Below are 19,199 nucleotides of genomic sequence, written 5' to 3' on the forward strand. Positions count from 1 at the left end.
TGCCCCTGCGCTGTATTACTGATAGGTCACAACAAATGTAACGGGAGTTGTGACGTCACCGGCGGTCACGTCTGCAATCGTTTTTGTTTTGGCGATAACGATACGTGCAGCCAGATCAACATTGGCTGTTGCACCACTGATGGTGACGTTTTGAACCGGTTTGGTGCTACAGCTCAGTAGCGTCCCGGTATCGACGGTATTTTTCCAGACCTCAAAACCGACACCATGCTGTGAACCGAACGCGTCACCGTCAGAGCTTGGACCAGAGCAAGCTCCCCCCGTACCTGTGATTGCCTGCACGGTAGCCGATTTCACCCCAGCACAGCTGGTGAAGGCAATTTTAAACGGCTCGCTGCGGCTCTTGGCTGCCACTTCGGATTTGAATACATCGCCAAACCCCAGGGTGCTGATAGGTTGCCCCCCCGCATCCTGAATTTGTGCTGTGCAGGTGCCTGCGCCAATGGTCGACTTGAAGGTGGCCTGCACGCTGGTGGTACCGGTAATGGCGCTGGCCCCTGCAGAATAAAGACCGGCGGAAACGGTCAGGGCAATCAGGGCGGAATTCCAGTTAGTTTTCATGAATGCGTTTCCTTTCGCTTATTCGTAGGTAAAGTTAAACGTGGCAAGGGCGCTGAAATCACCCGTGGTGGCGCTACCGCTCTTGGTTTGTACCAGACGGGCGAGCAACGCCACTTCTTTGGCGTTAATTTCTGCCTGGGTCCAGACCAGGCGCTTGCTGTCTTCCGCTGAGTTAGGCGTAAAGATGGAGGTCGGTGCGGACGCTCGGGCGATAGTCACCCCAATGTAAGCCGCCGGGCCCGTGGTTGAGGCGTTGTTAATTGCCGTCGGCATATCCGTGGATGCGATCCCTGCGACGGTGGTTTTTATTGCCGCTATACTTGTCGGGCATTCCGTAATCTTGAGCTTAAATGGTGCGGTGACGGTATCAACGCCGTTGATGATATCCCCCAGCGATGTCTTACCCGCCGTACCGATTTGAATCGTGTTGCTTTGACCATCACCGGTGCCCCCTTCGATTGTCATATCGCAGGTGGTTTCACGCAGGGTAGCAGTGAAGGTGACATCGAGATTTGTAGTACCAGCCATTGCCTGTGAGCTCAGCGCCAGCGCCAGCAGAGCGCCGGGACGCACAAGTGACATTGCTTGTTTCATTAAAATAACTCCCTGTTATAAAAGGTATTACATATGGCAAATCTGATTGCTCAGCATGGTCGTCAGGCCGACTTTCTGGGCAGATGGCGTAATGTGATACGTTACGGTGCAGGATGAACTGGCTTCATTACCCCATACCACGCGCAGCGTACCGTTATCTTCAATGCCCCGGACATAGGCCTGACCGGCCTGACCAACGGAACCGACGGACACGCTTTTTTCATTTACGACGTCAGCCCCGAGTGGAATAAAACCGTTGTCGGAACGATGAAGGTCAAGCAGCAACGAACGTCCCTGATCGGTTTCAAAATCGACGCGAACCACAGCACCGCTGCGGGGAACCGCAACCGTGCTGGTGTTTTTCACTTCCACGTCAGATTCCATTTTCGAGATATCAATACCGACCGTGTTTTCACGGTAAGCAGACAGATACGGCATGATGGCGTAGCCGGAGCTACCGATAATGCCGTCACCCACAGAAAGGTGCGCTCCTTTCGCACCCGGTGCGCTGACCAACGCCAGGGTGTCGGTATCGCCGATACTGCCCGGTGCCAGCGTAATGCCGCCGGAATGCACCAGCATCCCGCCGCTGTAGCTCAGGGAATATTGTTGGCTGCTATCGTCTGACGCCGAGGCAGACAGGCTGAGTGGACCGTATGCGCTGTTATAGCTACCGTAGCCGCCTATCTGGCTGAGATCGCCCGTGTCGGAATGGCTGATGCCTGCGTTGACGCTGTAACTGAAGCGGTAGTCATCGGTGTTACCGTTCGCGCTGGTGTTGTACGCGGTGTTATTTTTGAAGTCTGAGTTCACGCTCATGTTGACGGTGTTGAACCCGCCCGGAGGATTTTTATGCCCAAGCAGGTTTTCCAGCGGGATACTCAGGTTCAGATAGATACTGTCATCTTTCTCGCCGTACTCATCGTAGCTGCGCTGAAGGGAAATACTGTAGCTTCCCAGCCAGAACGCGTTGTTATAGCCCACGGAATACTGAGAGGTGGAACCCGATTCGGTCCAGTAGTCCTGCCAGCTGCCCGTGACATATAACGAGCCGTAGTTTTCTTTCCCGGAGGAAAGCGGCTGGCTGATGTTAATTTGCACCTGGTTTTTCATACGCTGGAAGCTGCTATAAACGTCTTCACTGGTATGAGTCGGGTTACGCTCCCGGTCACGATATTTCACATCTTCTGCCAGCGAGGCGGCGTCATTCAGGGTCAGGTAGTTTTTCGTGGAGAAGCGATAGGCCGCCACGTTAAAGGAGGTGTTGGTGTCCTCCAGGAGTTTACTCCAGGAGAGACGGTAACTTTGCCCGGTGAGCGTTCCCAGACCATCCACGTCGGCGTCTGAATGAGTCACATCCAGCGCGAAGGCACCGATACCGGTGTTCATGGCAATACCCAACAGGCCGGAAACGTAACCGGTGTCCATGTACTGGAAGCCTGCATAGCCTGTAAACGTATTGTTCAGGCCGTAATAGCCCGTGGCGTAGCCGAGACGGGGTTTATCGCGCAGACCCTTGTCATTAAGTTCACCCGCACCGATATCCCAACGGCTGTAACCGGGACGCAGTAACTGGCTAACGGAGGAGTAGGGGATAGAAAACGTACGGGTGCTGCCATCCGACTCTTCAATGGTGACCACCAGATCGCTACCGTATCCGGTGGTACTCAGGTCGTTAATTTCGAAAGCGCCAGGCGGAACCGTGCCCTCATAAATTTTATTGCCGCTCTGTGAGACCGTTACTTTGGCATTGCTTTTGGCGACGCCGCGGATGGTTGGGGCGTAAGTGGAAATACCACCTGGTAACATGCGATCGTCGTTATACATACGCAAACCGCGCAGGTTTAACGAGTCAAAGGTGTCGCCGCGCGTATAGGAGTCACCCACCAAAAACTGGGCGCGTAGCGCGGTGATATCACGCTGTAAGTAGACATCCTGGCTGGAGTAACTGGTCCCCTCATCCTGGTCCCAGTTGAGTGTGCCACGGGAACGCAGACGCCACGGACCCATGTTCAGACCATACTTCAACCCGGCATAGGCAGTATCTTGTGAACCGTCTGTACCATCGGTATGCCAGGCGTTGAGATCGTAAGACAGCATCCCTGCATTGATGCCGTTCTCCCATAAGGACGGGTCGACATAGCCGTAAGGACGTCGCTCAATAAAGATCTGCGGTATAACAAGGCTGAGTTCCTGGTTTCCCGCGTTAAAATCCCATGACGACCCTGCTAACGAATGGCTGATATCAACACAGACATCCTTTTTTTCGTCATCGGTCTTATCTTCCGCTGACGCATTTTCCAGATAATCCGTTTTTATGCCGATCTGCATTAATAATTTGGGGGTAAAACAGGGCGTTGCTCGCGGCGTTCCATTCTCTTTAAATGTGAAATCTGTGAGCAATTTTTTTTGTCCGTTCAAAATAATTTGTGTTTTGAACGTACCGGGAACAACAGGGTTACCTTTGGAAAAACGGCTAACGTCGATATTGCTTCCTGTATTAAACAGGAATTGATCGTTGAATTCGACCTCTTCACTACCAGAGGCAGACGCAACCTTTTTCTCCTCAGCAAATGCTGTGGTCTGAATTGCGGCGTATATGGCAAGACAAAGTATTGAATGGCGAAATAACATTGCTATCACTAATCCGTTAGCTGCTAATAATAAGTATTTATTACGCTTTAATTATTCGATGGCTTAATTCACCGTGGTTTCGTGAATATCCGAGCCACCGAAATCATTGATTGCGGCATAGGTTAATTTGCTAATGCGAGCCGATGCGGCTTCTTTAATGGTGTAAGTCTGGCTTGCAAACGGCTCAACATAGTGCGGTTCAACCAGGACCTTTTTACCGTTAACAGTGGCATCGATTTTGGCGATAGAAACGTAGTAAGGTGAATCATTACGGGCCACCAGCGTGGCGTTCTGCTGTGACCATTTAAGCTTGCCGGCAGCAACAGATGGGTCGCCTTTCAGGCCGTCCGGACGGAAGAACATTTTGATGCGTGTGCGAAATGCCAGTTGGAGTACGTTTTCGCTTTCTGCGCCTTTGGCTTTCGGCGGCACTTCGAGCACGTTAAACCAGTACATGGTTTCTTTGTCCTGCGGCATGGCCTGACCAAGCCAGGTGATGCGTACGGTCTGTCCTTTGGCGGGATCGACGCGGGAAACCGGCGGCGTCACGATAAACGGCAGCTTTAGCTCTTGTGGGTTTGTGGTATCACGACCATCGTCCAGCCAGGTTTGTACCAGCAACGGCTTATTGCCACGGTTTTCCATGTTTACCGTGACGTCTTTGGCGGACTGCGGGTAGATTACGCGCGTGCCGGAGATAACGATATCCGCAAGAGCGGAGTGAGAAACTGACAAGGCTGCACTGAAAAGCAGAGCGGTCATGGCGATTTTAGAAAGGCGCATTTTATTCATCCATTAAAAAATAGCGCCCACCTCATCCGTGAGCGCATGCGTTAAACCGGGCTGTTATTCGTAGCTCATAGTAAAGGTCACATTGCTGCTAACTTTACCGGCAGATACGGGGTTTGTTGTTGCCACCCAGTTTGCGGCTGGCACGTAGGCCACACGGTAAGACAGGACACCTGAACCAGAGGCCAGAGTGACTTTCTGCGTGTTGTTGCTGGGTTGGCCGACTTTGATACGATCGGTGCTGCTGGTCGTGTTGTTGAACAGAGCCAGACCGACGTTATTTGCGTGACCCGCAACGGTTGAGTCAGTCTTCAGCGTACCGTTGGACAGTTCAGCGAACTGTTGGGAGGTGAAGGTTGCAGAGGCTTTCGTCACTGTATCCGGGCACTTGCTCAGATGCAGTTCGAACTGTTTAGAGCCCACGCCAGTGTCAACGGTGGTACCTTCAACATCCGCTTTTTTTACAACCGGCATGGTGATGGTGACGTTGTTTGCATCAACACCGTTGTTGGTGGTGATAACACAGGTGGTGTCAGTAACCGCACCATCAAATGTGATCAGGCCAACATCATCAGCCATTGCTGATATTGAACCCATTGCCATTGTTGCCACAGATGCGGCCAGAATAGTTTTCTTGAACATATTTAAAATATCCATTTATTAAATAAGATTATTAAAACGACTTATGGTTGTCAGCCATAAAGCTGGATAAATATAATGTTGTTTTTTAATAAATGAAAATTAGTAACAGTTCAGGTTTAATTAAGATGTACTTAATTTATTTTTTGTATTTGAATTTAAAGGATTAATTGCGTTGTAATGTTTTTGGAATGACTGTGTTTTTGGTTTTATTAAATGTTCCAATAATAATACTTTATATATATTATATTTATAAAATACATAATAATAATATTAATTTATGTTCGGTAAAGGCGGTAAAATCAAGCGGTATTGATGAGAAAAAAACAGGGCTGTTGATATGGTACAGCCCCGTAAAAGATCAGGCAACCTGAACCGGAATCGCTTTCGCAGTGCGCTTCATTTCGTTGTCGCCTTCAAAATAAGCCACTTTCGGCTGCCAGCGGCGCGCTTCTTCATCTGACATCATCACGAAGCTGGCGATGATCACAATATCACCCACGTCCGCGCAGTGTGCTGCCGCGCCGTTAACGGAGATGATTTTAGAGCCACGTTCGGCGGCAATCGCATAGGTGGAGAAGCGTTTACCGTTGTTCACGTTCCAGATATCAATGGCTTCGTTTTCCAGAATACCCGCCGCGTCGAGAAAATCCTGATCGATCGCGCAGGAGCCTTCATAGTGCAGGTCAGCCTGAGTCACTTTCACACGGTGAAGCTTACCTTGCAGCATTTTGCGAATCATTACGTTTACCTTTAATCATGCGTTAACCCCTCTTGTGAAAGAGGGGAGGGTGATAAAACTACGCCAGCTCAACCACTTTATTATCAATCAGACGTGCCTGGCCGAGCCATGCCGCCACCAGAAGTACCGCACGTTTGCTGTCGTCTGTCAGCTCCAGCAGCGTGTCAGCATCACGGATTTGTACGTCGTCAGAGCGGAATCCTTTATCGTTCAGGGCCTGCTCTGCGAGGGCAATGATCTCTTCAGCAGTCAACTCTTTGACAAGAAGTTGTTCGGCCATGTTGTTCATGACCTTGCTCAGACCCGGGGCTATCTTACGCTGCTCGGCGGTCAGATAACCGTTACGGGAGCTGAGTGCCAGACCGTCTTTCGCACGCACAATTGGCACACCGACGATCTCGATGTCATAACCCATATCGTCCACCATCTTGCGGATCAGCGCCAGCTGTTGGAAATCTTTTTCACCGAAGCAGGCGACATCCGGCTGCACCAGGTTGAACAGCTTGCTGACGATGGTCGAAACACCGCGGAAGTGACCAGGACGACTTGCCCCTTCCAGCATGGTTGAAATGCCAGGAACGTCGACGTAGGTCGCTTCGTCGGTTCCTTGCGGATAGACATCTGCAGGAGCCGGAGAAAAGACGATGTCCGCGTGGCGCTTTTTGAGCTTCTCGCAATCTTCCTGCAGAGTGCGTGGGTAGCGCACCAGGTCATCCGCGCGGTCAAACTGCATTGGGTTAACGAAGATACTGACCACCACGATATCTGCACGTGCTTTCGCTTCGTCGACCAGCTTCATATGGCCGTCGTGCAGGTTGCCCATGGTGGGGACCAGTGCGATACGTTTACCTTCCTGACGCGCGCGACGGATATGCTGGCGAAGCAGCGGCAGGGTTTCAATGATTAGCACAACGAGACTCCTTAATGGAAACTGTGTTCTTCACCCGGGTAAACACCGGATTCAACGTCGGCAATATACTGCCTGACCGCAGCGCGCATGTCGCCCGCTTCAGTGAGGAAATTTTTGGCAAATTTAGGAATATGGCCGCCAGTAATACCAAAGGCGTCGTGCATCACCAGGATTTGACCATCGGTGACGTTACCTGCGCCAATCCCAATTACCGGAATCGACAGCGCGTCGGTGATCCGCTTTGCCAGCTCAACGGGAACGCACTCGAGAACCAGCAGTTGTGCGCCTGCAGTTTCCAGCGCCACGGCATCATCAAACAGCGTCTGTGCCGCATCGCCACGGCCCTGTACCTTATAACCGCCAAAGATGTTCACGGATTGTGGCGTCAGGCCCAGGTGTCCGCAGACCGGCACGGCGCGCTCAGTGAGCATTTTCACGGTATCAACAAGCCATGCGCCGCCTTCAATTTTGACCATATTGGCTCCGGCGCGCATCACGGCTGCCGCATTCTCAAATGCTTGCTCCGGCGTGGCGTATGCCATAAATGGCAGATCGGACAGCAGCAGGCAGGCTGGCGCACCGCGGCGTACCGCGCGGGTATGGTAAGCAATATCCTCGACCGTGACCGGCAAGGTGGAATCATGTCCTTGTACCGTCATCCCTAACGAATCTCCGACCAGCATGACGTTGATACCCTCTTCGGCAAACAATTTGGCGAAGCTGTAGTCATATGCAGTGATGGTGGCGAAGCGTTTTTTTTCCTGTTTGCATTTCTGCAATAAGGAGATGGTGGTTGGTTTCATACTGTTTCCTGATGGCCTAAGCGAATCTTTGCGCATTCTAACAGTAACATTCGAGGGAACAATGATTTTAGGCAACCGATTAACCACAAATATTTGATGGTTAACCGGCAAAAAAACAGGATTACCAGCGGGCAGGTTTTTCTGCGTTCAGGCTTTCGAGAACGGCCTGCAGAGAGACGCCATCAGGGAAGGAGAGGTCAGGGGCGACTTCAGACAGCGGCCAGAGCATAAACCCGCGATTTTTCATATCGTAATGCGGAATGGTCAGACGTTCGGTATTAATCACCTGATGACCAAACAGCATGATGTCGAGATCAAGCGTTCGTGGACCCCAGCGCTCGGCTTTACGCACGCGCCCCTGTTGCAGTTCGATGCGCTGGGTGTTATCCAGCAGCGTTTCGGCATTAAGTAAGGTTTCCAGCACCACGACGGCATTCAGGTAGTCAGGTTGATCCTGGGGTCCCAGCGGCGGTGTACGGTAGAAAGAGGAAACCGCCACGATCCGGCTCTGTGGGATCTCACCCAGCGCCTGAACGGCAGCGTTAACCTGCTCCAGCGGAGAGGCCAGATTGCTGCCGATGGCGATATACGCGAGGGTCATGCGCTGCCTTCGCGGCGTGGCGCACGTTTGCGTGGACGACGATGGCGACGACGCGGTGCGGGTTCATCATCCAGATCCGTCAGCATATCTTTTTGTTCTGGCGGCGCAGAAACCTGGAATTCACCCCACCACTGCGCCAGACGCTGCAGTTCCTGATTCTTTTCGATCTCAGCACGCAGTGACAGCAGATCGAACGCGGCGCGGAATTTTGGATGCTCCATCAGCTTCCAGGCGCGTTTGCCCTGACGACGGGACATGCGTAGCTGAAGCTGCCAGATATCACGTACCAGGGTGGTAATACGTTTCGGGATCGCCAGCGTGCGACAGCCTTCATCCAGCACGTCGTTTGCCGCCAGCGCGAATGCATCGTAATAGGCCAGACCGCTTTCCTGGGCAATTTTCTGCGCGGTTTCCAGCAACGGATACCAGAACATCGCCGCGAACAGGAATGCCGGGTTCACACGCATATCATTGTGGATACGGGTGTCGGTATTCTTCAGCACCTGCGCAATCATGCGCTCCATTGGGCTGTCACCGTTTTCGGTGAAGTAGCGGGTGATGGTCGGGAACAGCGGCTGGAACAGGCTGTATTCGCGCAGCAGATTGTAGGTTTCAAACCCGTAACCCGCCTGCAGCAGTTTCAGCGCTTCTTCAAACAGACGAGCGGGTGGCACGTCGTTAATCAGCGTTGCCAGACGTGGGATCGGCTCTGCGGTTTCCGGGCTGATGCGCATATTCAGCTTGGCAGCGAAACGCACGGCGCGCAGCATGCGCACAGGATCTTCGCGATAGCGTGTTTCCGGCGTGCCGATCAGACGAATCAGACCCTCTTTCAGGTCCTGCATGCCGCCGACGTAATCACGAACGGTGAAATCTGCCACGCTGTAGTAAAGGCTGTTGATAGTGAAATCGCGACGCTGAGCATCTTCTTCGATAGAACCGAAGATGTTGTCACGCAGCAGCATGCCGTTCTGGCCGCGCTGGGAGGTGGTGCGATCGGTTGTGCCCGCTTCGTGATGGCCACGGAACGTTGCTACTTCAATAATTTCCGGCCCAAACATCACGTGAGCAAGACGGAAACGGCGGCCAACAAGACGGCAGTTGCGGAATAATTTGCGCACCTGCTCAGGTGTGGCGCTGGTCGTCACGTCGAAATCTTTTGGTTTTTTGCCCAGCAGTAAATCACGTACTCCGCCGCCGACGAGATAGGCCTCGTAGCCTGCTTTATTCAGACGATAGAGCACCTTGAGGGCATTTTCACTGATATCTTTGCGGGAAATATTGTGCTGCTCACGCGGAATAACCGACATGTGGGTTTGCGCAATAGCATCATTTGCCATGCTCTCTTCGCGGCTTAGCACTTTACGGCAAAAATTAGCGACTCGGGTAAAAATGGTACACCTCGTAGTGTGTTTTGTTATGAAAAAAGCGGCTAATCATAGCTCAGCGCAACGCATTTGAGAATGCTGGATTTTTGGCACAGTCCTGAGCGTCCAGTTGGCAACCGCCAGATCCAGCAATTCGTCAATACGCAGATCCTGCCATTCACTGGTTACATTCTGGTTGAGAAATCGCAGGGCGTCGATCAAAACAGGGCGCGCATCGCCGTCTGGCAGGGCGGGCGCGTGATTCTGTTTTGACAGTTTATTACCCTGTTCATTGACCGCCAGCGGCAAATGAATGTAATCCGGCTCTGTCCAGCCAAACTGGTGGTAAAGCGATATTTGCCGCACGGTTGGTTCTACCAGATCAGCTCCGCGCACAATCTCTGTGACGCCCTGAAAGTGATCATCCACTACCACCGCCAAGTTATAGGCAAACAGGCCGTCACGGCGGTGAATAATAAAATCCTCACGCGCAAGACGTTCATCGGCATGGATAACGCCCGAGAGTAAATCGTTAAAGTGCGTCACCGGCGCGCGCTGCCGCAAACGCACGGCGGCATTTTCGGGGCCGTGGTTGAGCGTACGACAGTGGCCGTCATAGACGCCGCCCACGCTCTGAATACGCGCACGCGTGCAGGTACAGTTGTAGGAAAGCCCCTGCTCGCAGAGCCAGGCCAGGCGTTCCCGGTAGGAATCGTGACGTTTTGACTGCCAGAGTACGTCGCCGTCCCAGTGAAGACCGTAATGTTCCAGCTGACGCAGAATGGTTTCTGCCGCACCGGGAACTTCACGCGGAGGATCGATATCTTCAATGCGAACGAGCCATTTACCCTGCTGAGCGCGCGCCTGCAGGTAGCTGCCGAGGGCGGCAATTAACGAGCCGAAGTGGAGTTCACCGGAGGGAGATGGCGCGAAGCGCCCGATATAGTGTGATTCAGACATATCAATAGTAACAAGGCGGGAGTGACTCCCGCCTTTACAGTATTGAGATAGCGGTTATTAACCGGCCATCTGTTTTTCGCGAATTTCTGCCAGCGTTTTACAGTCGATGCACAGATCGGCAGTTGGACGCGCTTCCAGGCGACGAATACCAATTTCAACACCGCAGGATTCGCAGTAGCCAAAATCTTCGTCCTCAACCTTTTTCAGCGTTTTTTCGATCTTTTTGATCAGTTTGCGTTCGCGGTCACGGTTACGCAGTTCGAGGCTGAACTCTTCTTCCTGAGCGGCACGGTCTACCGGATCCGGGAAGTTTGCAGCTTCATCCTGCATATGTGTAACGGTGCGATCGACTTCATCCCTGAGTTGATTACGCCATGCTTCAAGAATACGCTTGAAGTGCGACAGCTGGGCTTCGTTCATATACTCTTCGCCCGGTTTCTCTTGATACGGCTCCACCCCAGCGATGGCGAGAATACTCAGGGACGATGTTTTACGGTTTTGCCCTTCTTGCATGTTGCTTCTCCTTAACACGCACTATCGATCCCCGTGTTGGGGGAAAAATCAGGTCGCTATAAATAGCAGATGCTTTTCCGTATGGCAATTATCTAAACGTAACACTTGACAAGCCTGTGAGGAAAAGCGTATTTGCGCACGCGGCCAGAACACTTAATAGACAATCGTCTAATCCCTTATAAGACAACGGGAAGAGAGGATCTCAGAGTCATATTATCGGCAGAAAGTTCCGCTTTATAAGCGAAAACCTCTACCCCCTGCTTTTGTGCCTCATTCAACAATTGCGCGTATTTAGGATCAATATGGCGGGCTGGAGAAAACCGTTCAATGGCTGAATGCAAAACCGCAAACAGCAACACGGCGCGTTTGCCCGCCGCCGCAACACTCATCAGCTCCCGCAGATGCTTCTGGCCACGTAACGTGACTGCATCCGGAAAGTAGCCATTTTCCTGTTCCGCTAACGTCACTGATTTTACTTCAATATAGCACTCAGGCCGGTCTTCCGCCTGTAACATAAAGTCAATTCTGCTGCCTTCATCGCCATATTTCACTTCACTTTTTTGTGTGTCATAACCGACAAGTTCGGGGAGCGTCCCGTTCGTCATCGCTTCCTTTACTAACTGGTTTGCACGCAGTGTGTTGACGCAAATAAACGCCCCTTGTTGTGTCTGGGTCATTTCCCAGGTGTGGGGATATTTACGTTTAGTATTTCCCGAAGTGGAATACCAGACTGTATCACCGGGCGTCGCGCAGCCGGTCATCGCGCCGGTATTAGGGCAGTGCAGAGTTAACGTTTCACCTTCCGGTGTCACCACGTCGGCGAGAAAGCGTTTGTAGCGCTGGATAAGCGTAGCGCGCTGTAGCGCGGGACTAAACTTCATCAGAATTCCTTAAAGTATCGCCCAGCGTCCAGCGCTGTAGCGGCGTGTAGCGAGTGCGTCCTTGTGCAAAGACAGATTCGTACAGTGCGAACTCCTTCACCGGAAAGGCCCAGTGAAAGCCCGGCGCTGGGATGGCGACGGCCTGACCTGCATCGCGCAGCAACGTAATATGAGGATGAAACGGCTGTGGGCTTTGGTAACAGCCGCTGCGAGCGGCCTGTGCGCGTAGCATACTGGCAAGCTGTAACAATCCACGTGGCGGCTGGCGCGTACCCAGCCAGACCACGCGGGAACGCAGCCACTGTCCGGCATCGTCAAGGTGCAGCGTAAACCCTGGCTGAGAAATCCGTCCGGCCATTGACGCCAGGGCGCGCTGTTTTTCAGCGCTTATGTCGCCCAGAAAGGCCAGCGTCAGGTGCAGGTTGGCAGCCGCAACGGGGCGGCCCGCTTCCGGTGGGAAGTGGCTGGCGCGCCAGCGGACGATTTGCCGCTGTATCGTGGCAGGCATTTCAATGGCGAAAAACAGCCGTTTCGACTCAGACATACGGGGGACTCGGTAATGATATGCGCCGATGCTACAATGTACGCCGACTAATGTTAACCCTCTGGAGCTGTTAGTGTCCTCATTGCCGGTCGCCGTCGTCCTTCCTGAGCTACTTGCTGCCTTACACCATGCCCCGCAGGTTTTACTTAATGCCCCCACGGGCGCGGGTAAATCCACCTGGCTGCCGCTGCAGATCCTGAAAGACGGTAATATCCGCGGGAAAATTATCCTGCTGGAGCCACGCAGGCTGGCCGCGCGCAATGTGGCGCAGCGTCTGGCGGAACTGCTGAACGAAAAGCCCGGAGAAACCGTGGGTTACCGTATGCGTGCTGAAACCTGCGTCGGCCCGTCCACCCGGCTTGAGGTGGTCACCGAGGGCATTCTTACCCGCATGCTGCAAAACGATCCGGAGCTGACCGGCGTCGGGCTGGTCATTCTGGATGAATTCCACGAACGCAGCCTGCAGGCGGATCTGGCGCTGGCGCTGTTGCTGGATGTCCAGCAGGGGCTGCGCGACGATCTCCGGTTACTCATCATGTCGGCTACGCTGGATAACGAACGGCTGCAGCAGATGCTGCCTGATGCGCCGGTGATCGCCTCAGAAGGTCGCGCTTTCCCGGTTGAGAGACGCTATCAACCGCTTTCGGCTCATCAGCGTTTTGACGATGCCGTTGCCATCGCAACCGCAGAACTGCTCCGTCAGGAACCCGGCTCGCTTTTGCTGTTTTTACCCGGCGTGGGTGAGATCCAGCGTGTACAAGAGCAACTGGCCTCGCGTGTGAGTAGCGATGTGGCACTTTGCCCGCTCTACGGTGCGCTGTCGTTGGCTGACCAGCGTAAGGCGATTCTTCCCGCACCGACGGGGCAGCGCAAAGTCGTGCTGGCCACCAATATTGCTGAAACCAGCCTGACCATCGAAGGGATCCGTCTGGTGGTGGATAGCGCGCAGGAGAGGGTGGCGAGCTTCGATCCGCGCACCGGGCTGACCAGACTGCTTACGCAACGCATAAGCCAGGCATCAATGGTTCAGCGTGCAGGCCGCGCGGGGCGACTTGAACCGGGTATCTGTCTGCATTTAACCAGTGCAGAGCAGGCGGAACGCGCTGCGCTGCAAAGTACACCGGAAATTCTGCAAAGCGATCTCTCTGGCCTGGTGATGGATCTGTTGCAGTGGGGCTGTCCGGATCCCGCTCAACTGACCTGGCTCAACCTGCCGCCTGCTGCAAACCTTGCCGCTGCACGGGCTTTACTGACCCGGCTTGGTGCGCTGGAAGGGGAGCGTCTGACATCGTGTGGACAGAAGATGGCTGCTCTGGGGAATGACCCCCGTCTGGCGGCAATGTTGATGGCGGCGCAAGGGGAAGATGAAATTGCGACGGCAGCAAAACTGGCGGCTATTCTTGAGGAGCCTCCGCGCGGCGGGAGTAGCGATCTGGCGCAGGCCTTTTCACGTAATCAGGGAAACTGGCAGCAGAGGGCGAAACAGCTCTGTAAACGGCTTAATATCCGTGCGGGCCTGCCTGACAGCGATAAGATAGCCCCTCTCCTGGCGCAGGCATTCCCGGACAGGATTGCACGCCGTCGCGGGCTGGACGGGCGCTATCAGCTGGCAAACGGCATGGGGGCGATGCTGGACAGTGATGATGCCCTGACGCGCCATGAATGGTTGATTGCGCCATTGCTGTTGCAGGGCAGTCACTCGCCGGATGCGCGCATATTGCAGGCGATGGCTGTTGATATCGATGTCCTGACGCGTGCTTGTCCACATTTACTGCAGCAGTCAGATACCGTGGAGTGGGATGATGTACACGGGACGCTGAAGGCGTTTCGGCGTAGCCAGATTGGCAAATTAACCCTGGGCACGAAGCCGCTGGCGAAGCCATCAGAAGAAGAGCTGCACCAGGCGATGCTGAACGGCATTCGCGAAAAAGGGCTGAGCGTTTTGAACTGGACGCCGGAGGCGGAGCAATACCGTATTCGTCTGCACTGCGCCGCACGCTGGCTGCCGGAGTATGCCTGGCCTGCGGTTGATGATGAGACCCTTCTGGACTCTCTTGAAACGTGGCTACTGCCGCAAATGAGCGGTGTACACTCGCTGCGTGCGCTAAAAGCCCTTGATGTTAAGGTCGCGTTACAGAATTTACTGGACTGGTCATTACGTCAACGTCTGGATAGTGAACTGCCAGGGCATTACACTGTGCCGACCGGAAGCCGGATTGCCATTCGTTATCACGAGGATAATCCTCCGGCGCTGGCGGTACGGATGCAGGAGATGTTTGGTGAGGCGGTGACGCCCTCTATCGCCGAAGGACGTGTTCCTGTGGTGCTTGAACTGTTGTCACCCGCACATCGTCCGCTACAGATCACCCGCGACCTGGGGGCGTTCTGGGCGGGAAGCTATCGTGAAGTGCAAAAAGAGATGAAGGGACGTTATCCCAAACATGTCTGGCCTGACGATCCGGCGAATACCGCGCCGACAAGACGTACGAAGAAATATTCGTGAGTTAGGTGAAAAAGGGGAGTGCGGCCTGTTGCCCTCACCCCGGCCCTCTCCCACGGGGAGAGGGAGAAAACACTAAAGACTTTCCTGTCAGGAAAGTCTTGCTGTTTATTTTGAGAGATTTCTTCTTCCACAGATCGGTGGAAGAAAAGAGAATCGGGCCTTTGCGCCTGAAAGTTGCGGAGAAAAAGCATGGCGGGGAATGACCGCGAGCCAATAGGACGTAAGGGAAAACCAACGCGTCCGGCGAAAGAGAAGGTGAGCCGTCGTCAACTCAGAGATGAGGATTATGACGATGACTATGAAGACGATTATGAGGATGAAGAACCCATGCCGCGTAAAGGGAAAGGCAAAGGGCGTAAGCCTCGTGGCAAGCGCGGCTGGTTCTGGCTGCTTCTGAAGCTGTTCATTGTTTTTGTTGTGCTGATGGCGATTTACGGCGTCTATCTGGATCAGAAGATCCGTAGCCGTATCGACGGGAAAGTCTGGCAGTTGCCTGCAGCGGTGTATGGCCGCATGGTGAACCTTGAGCCGGATATGGCCATCACGAAGAACGAGATGGTGAAACTGCTGGAAGCCACTCAGTATCGTCAGGTGTCTAAAATGACGCGCCCTGGCGAATTTACCGTGCAGGCGAATAGCGTTGAGATGATCCGTCGTCCGTTCGACTTCCCGGACAGCAAAGAGGGGCAGGTGCGTGCGCGTCTGACCTTTGATGGCGATCGTCTGGACACCATCGAGAACATGGATAACAACCGCCAGTTCGGTTTCTTCCGTCTCGATCCACGCCTGATCACCATGCTTTCGTCGGCGAACGGCGAACAGCGCCTGTTCGTGGCGCGTAACGGTTTCCCGGATCTGCTGGTGGATACGCTGCTGGCGACCGAAGACCGTCACTTCTACGAGCATGATGGTATCAGCCTCTACTCCATTGGCCGTGCGGTGCTGGCGAACCTGACCGCCGGACGTACGGTTCAGGGGGCGAGTACGCTGACCCAACAGCTGGTGAAGAACCTGTTCCTCTCCAGCGAACGCTCATACTGGCGTAAAGCCAACGAAGCGTACATGGCCGTGCTGATGGATGCGCGTTACAGCAAGGATCGCATCCTTGAGCTGTATATGAACGAGGTGTACCTCGGCCAGAGCGGCGATAACGAGATCCGCGGCTTCCCGCTGGCGAGCCTGTACTACTTTGGCCGTCCGGTGGAAGAGCTGAGCCTTGACCAGCAGGCGCTGCTGGTGGGCATGGTGAAAGGGGCGTCCATCTACAACCCGTGGCGTAACCCGAAACTGGCGCTGGAGCGTCGTAACCTGGTGCTGCGTCTGCTGCAGCAACAGCAGGTCATTGACCAGGAACTGTACGACATGCTGAGCGCACGTCCACTCGGCGTTCAGCCACGCGGTGGTGTGATCTCTCCACAGCCTGCATTTATGCAGCTGGTGCGTCAGGAGCTGCAGAGCAAGCTCGGCGATAAAGTGAAAGATCTCTCTGGCGTGAAGATCTTTACCACCTTCGATTCCGTTGCTCAGGATGCGGCAGAAAAAGCCGCTGTCGATGGCATTCCGGCGCTCAAGAAGCAGCGGAAGCTTAGCGATCTTGAAACCGCGATGGTGGTGGTTGACCGTAACACCGGTGAAGTTCGCGCAATGGTAGGAGGGGCTGAGCCGCAGTTTGCAGGCTACAACCGTGCAATGCAGGCGCGTCGTTCGATTGGTTCTCTGGCAAAACCGGCGACCTATCTCACCGCCCTGAGCCAGCCCAATCAGTATCGCCTGAACACCTGGATTGCCGATGCCCCGATCTCCCTGCGCCAGCCTAACGGCCAGGTATGGTCACCGCAGAACGATGATAAACAGTTCAGCGGCCAGGTCATGCTGGTGGATGCATTAACCCGCTCCATGAACGTGCCGACGGTTAACCTGGGTATGGCGCTGGGTCTGCCAGCGATCGTCGACACCTGGCAGAAACTGGGGGTACCGAAAGATCAGCTGAATCCGGTTCCGGCGATGATCCTGGGGGCACTGAACCTGACGCCTATCGAAGTCGCGCAAGCGTTCCAGACCATTGCCAGCGGGGGTAACCGCGCACAACTGTCCGCACTGCGCTCGGTGATTGCCGAGGATGGCTCCGTGTTGTATCAGAGCTTCCCACAGGCGGAACGCGCTGTACCGGCACAGGCTGCCTATATGACGCTGTGGACGATGCAACAGGTTGTACAGCGTGGTACGGGGCGTCAGCTTGGGGCGAAGTATCCGAACCTGCACCTGGCAGGTAAAACCGGGACCACCAACAACAACGTCGATACCTGGTTCGCCGGTATTGATGGCCGTGAAGTGGTGATCACCTGGGTAGGCCGCGATAACAACCAGCCAACTAAACTGTATGGTGCCAGCGGGGCGATGTCGATTTACCAGCGCTATCTGGCTAATCAGTCTCCGGTTCCGCTGAATCTGGTCGCACCGGAAGATATCGTCGATATGGGCGTGGACGGTGCCGGGAACTTTGTCTGCGGTGGTGGTATGCGTACGCTGCCGGTCTGGACGACCAGTCCGGATTCATTGTGCCAAAGCCAGTCTCAGCCACCAGCGGGTAATCCGTTTGACTCGTCTTCTCAGCCGCCGCAGCAACAACAGCAGCAACAACAGCCGCAGCAGCAGAATGAGAAGAAAGACAGCGATGGTGTAGCCGGTTGGATCAAGGATATGTTTGGCGGTAACTGATCTGACGGGGTTGTTTGTCTCTGTTAAGAAAGCAGGGCAGGTAAAAAAGCCGGGTGGCGCTGACGCTTACCCGGCTTGTCAAACTGTACTGTTGTGGGCCGGGTAAGGCTAAACTGCCACCCGGCAACACATCGACAACTCAGAGCTTGCCAAACACCTTACGCGCCGCGTCGATGGTGTTATTGATATCGTCTTCGCTGTGCGCCACAGACATAAAGCCTGCTTCAAACGCGGATGGAGCCAGGTATACACCTTCTTCCAGCATCAGGTGGAAGAAGCGCTTAAAGCGTTCAACATCGCATTTCACCACGTCCTGATAACAGGTCACGGTCTTGGCATCAGTGAAGAAAATCCCGAACATTCCACCAACGTGGTTGACGACCAGCGGAATTCCCGCATCTTCAGCGGCGTTCATCAGGCCATTTGCCAGTTGAGTCGTCAGAGCTGTCAGCGTTTCATGGATACCCGGCTGTGCCACTTCGGTCAGACAGGCAAAACCGGCTGCCATCGCAATCGGGTTACCGGACAGCGTACCCGCCTGGTAAACCGGGCCTGTCGGAGCCAGAGCTTCCATCACATCTCTACGACCACCGAATGCACCGACCGGCATGCCGCCGCCGATGATTTTGCCCAGACAGGTTAAATCCGGCTCGACGCCATAGTAAGACTGCGCACCCGCCAGTGCCACGCGGAAGCCGGTCATCACCTCGTCGATGATCAGCAGCGCGCCGAATTCATCGCACAGTGCGCGCAGGCCCGGCAGGAAATCAGGCTGTGGTGGAATGCAGTTCATGTTGCCCGCAACCGGTTCAACGATGATGCAGGCAACCTCCTGCGGATACTGTTCGAATGCGGCGCGAACGGTGTCCAGATCGTTATAGGTGCAGGTCAGGGTGTGCTTAGCGAAATCAGCAGGTACGCCCGGAGAGTTTGGCTGGCCGAGGGTCAACGCACCGGAACCGGCTTTTACCAGCAGGCAGTCCGCATGGCCGTGGTAGCAGCCTTCAAACTTGATGATTTTGTCACGGCCAGTAAAGCCGCGCGCCAGACGAATGGCGCTCATGGTGGCTTCAGTACCGGAGTTCACCATACGCACCATGTCCATTGTGGGGACCAGTTCAGTGACCAGCTCCGCCATTTTGACTTCCATCTCGGTTGGTGCACCGAAGCTCAGACCGCGCTGGGCCGCTTCAATGACCGCATTGCGGATCGCCGGGTGGTTATGTCCCAGCACCATCGGTCCCCAGGAACCGACGTAATCAATATAGGCTTTGCCGTCGACATCAAACAGGTACGCGCCGTCAGCACGTTCAATAAACAGCGGGGTTCCACCTACGCCGGTAAAGGCGCGAACAGGCGAGTTTACGCCACCCGGAATAAGCTCGCGGGCTGCACTGTAGAGGTTTTCAGACTTGCTCATGG

Annotated in this window: 17 protein-coding genes; 2 read left to right on the forward strand and 15 right to left on the reverse strand. The window is 54.4% G+C overall.

Annotated elements, in window-relative coordinates; translation table 11 throughout:
* Positions 1–15 precede the first annotated feature (15 nt).
* The 14 genes from ACHHZ6_RS05350 to thpR all read right to left on the reverse strand — a co-directional run bounded on the left by ACHHZ6_RS05350 (position 16) and on the right by thpR (position 12,556).
* On the reverse strand, positions 16–579 hold the full coding sequence (locus ACHHZ6_RS05350; RefSeq protein WP_182273786.1) for a fimbrial protein: 564 nt from the start codon (positions 577–579) through the stop codon (positions 16–18).
* Between the two features lie 18 nt (positions 580–597).
* Positions 598–1,173 carry a fimbrial protein gene (locus tag ACHHZ6_RS05355; RefSeq protein ID WP_395121883.1) on the reverse strand — a complete coding sequence of 192 codons (576 nt, stop codon included), beginning with the start codon at positions 1,171–1,173 and terminating at the stop codon, positions 598–600.
* A gap of 27 nt (positions 1,174–1,200) precedes the next feature.
* The gene (locus ACHHZ6_RS05360; RefSeq protein ID WP_395121884.1) at positions 1,201–3,807 is read right to left on the reverse strand and encodes an outer membrane usher protein; all 2,607 of its coding nucleotides are present in this window, start codon (positions 3,805–3,807) and stop codon (positions 1,201–1,203) included.
* Positions 3,808–3,870: 63 nt separating this feature from the next.
* Complete coding sequence (locus tag ACHHZ6_RS05365) at positions 3,871–4,590, reverse strand: fimbrial chaperone (RefSeq protein WP_395121885.1); 720 nt, start codon at positions 4,588–4,590, stop codon at positions 3,871–3,873.
* Positions 4,591–4,653: 63 nt separating this feature from the next.
* Positions 4,654–5,238: a fimbrial protein gene (locus ACHHZ6_RS05370; RefSeq protein ID WP_182273789.1), complete on the reverse strand. Its 585-nt coding sequence runs from the start codon at positions 5,236–5,238 to the stop codon at positions 4,654–4,656.
* A 358-nt stretch (positions 5,239–5,596) separates the two neighbouring features.
* Positions 5,597–5,977, reverse strand: coding sequence for an aspartate 1-decarboxylase (gene panD, locus ACHHZ6_RS05375; protein ID WP_003856284.1), 381 nt, complete (start codon positions 5,975–5,977; stop codon positions 5,597–5,599).
* 58 nt (positions 5,978–6,035) lie between these two features.
* A complete protein-coding gene (gene panC, locus ACHHZ6_RS05380; RefSeq protein WP_395121886.1) occupies positions 6,036–6,887 on the reverse strand; it encodes a pantoate--beta-alanine ligase in 852 nt (283 codons plus the stop codon).
* 11 nt (positions 6,888–6,898) lie between these two features.
* On the reverse strand, positions 6,899–7,690 hold the full coding sequence (gene panB / locus ACHHZ6_RS05385; protein ID WP_182919425.1) for a 3-methyl-2-oxobutanoate hydroxymethyltransferase: 792 nt from the start codon (positions 7,688–7,690) through the stop codon (positions 6,899–6,901).
* A gap of 121 nt (positions 7,691–7,811) precedes the next feature.
* Entirely contained in the window at positions 7,812–8,291 is a 480-nt protein-coding gene (folK, locus tag ACHHZ6_RS05390; RefSeq protein ID WP_182919426.1) for a 2-amino-4-hydroxy-6-hydroxymethyldihydropteridine diphosphokinase, read from the reverse strand.
* Positions 8,288–9,685, reverse strand: coding sequence for a polynucleotide adenylyltransferase PcnB (gene pcnB, locus ACHHZ6_RS05395; RefSeq protein WP_196391345.1), 1,398 nt, complete (start codon positions 9,683–9,685; stop codon positions 8,288–8,290). The genes folK and pcnB overlap by 4 nt, the downstream gene beginning before the upstream one ends.
* 42 nt (positions 9,686–9,727) lie before the next feature.
* Positions 9,728–10,618, reverse strand: coding sequence for a tRNA glutamyl-Q(34) synthetase GluQRS (gluQRS, locus tag ACHHZ6_RS05400; protein WP_182919427.1), 891 nt, complete (start codon positions 10,616–10,618; stop codon positions 9,728–9,730).
* A 57-nt stretch (positions 10,619–10,675) separates the two neighbouring features.
* Entirely contained in the window at positions 10,676–11,131 is a 456-nt protein-coding gene (dksA, locus tag ACHHZ6_RS05405) for an RNA polymerase-binding protein DksA (protein WP_001155232.1), read from the reverse strand.
* Positions 11,132–11,307: 176 nt separating this feature from the next.
* Positions 11,308–12,012: a DNA/RNA nuclease SfsA gene (gene sfsA, locus ACHHZ6_RS05410; RefSeq protein ID WP_395121887.1), complete on the reverse strand. Its 705-nt coding sequence runs from the start codon at positions 12,010–12,012 to the stop codon at positions 11,308–11,310.
* Positions 12,002–12,556 (reverse strand): RNA 2',3'-cyclic phosphodiesterase, encoded by a 555-nt coding sequence (gene thpR / locus ACHHZ6_RS05415; RefSeq protein WP_182273795.1) that lies wholly within the window; start codon positions 12,554–12,556, stop codon positions 12,002–12,004. The genes sfsA and thpR overlap by 11 nt, the downstream gene beginning before the upstream one ends.
* A 73-nt stretch (positions 12,557–12,629) precedes the next feature.
* Between thpR and hrpB the strand changes: the two genes are divergently transcribed.
* A complete protein-coding gene (hrpB, locus tag ACHHZ6_RS05420; protein ID WP_395121888.1) occupies positions 12,630–15,059 on the forward strand; it encodes an ATP-dependent helicase HrpB in 2,430 nt (809 codons plus the stop codon).
* 189 nt (positions 15,060–15,248) lie between these two features.
* A complete protein-coding gene (gene mrcB / locus ACHHZ6_RS05425) occupies positions 15,249–17,777 on the forward strand; it encodes a bifunctional glycosyl transferase/transpeptidase (protein WP_182273797.1) in 2,529 nt (842 codons plus the stop codon).
* 139 nt (positions 17,778–17,916) lie between these two features.
* Here mrcB and hemL read toward each other — a convergent pair whose 3' ends face one another.
* Complete coding sequence (hemL, locus tag ACHHZ6_RS05430) at positions 17,917–19,197, reverse strand: glutamate-1-semialdehyde 2,1-aminomutase (protein ID WP_395121889.1); 1,281 nt, start codon at positions 19,195–19,197, stop codon at positions 17,917–17,919.
* Positions 19,198–19,199 lie beyond the last annotated feature (2 nt).

It is taken from the genome of Enterobacter cloacae complex sp. 2024EL-00214, from assembly GCF_043945575.1.
GTDB lineage: Bacteria > Pseudomonadota > Gammaproteobacteria > Enterobacterales > Enterobacteriaceae > Enterobacter > Enterobacter cloacae_P.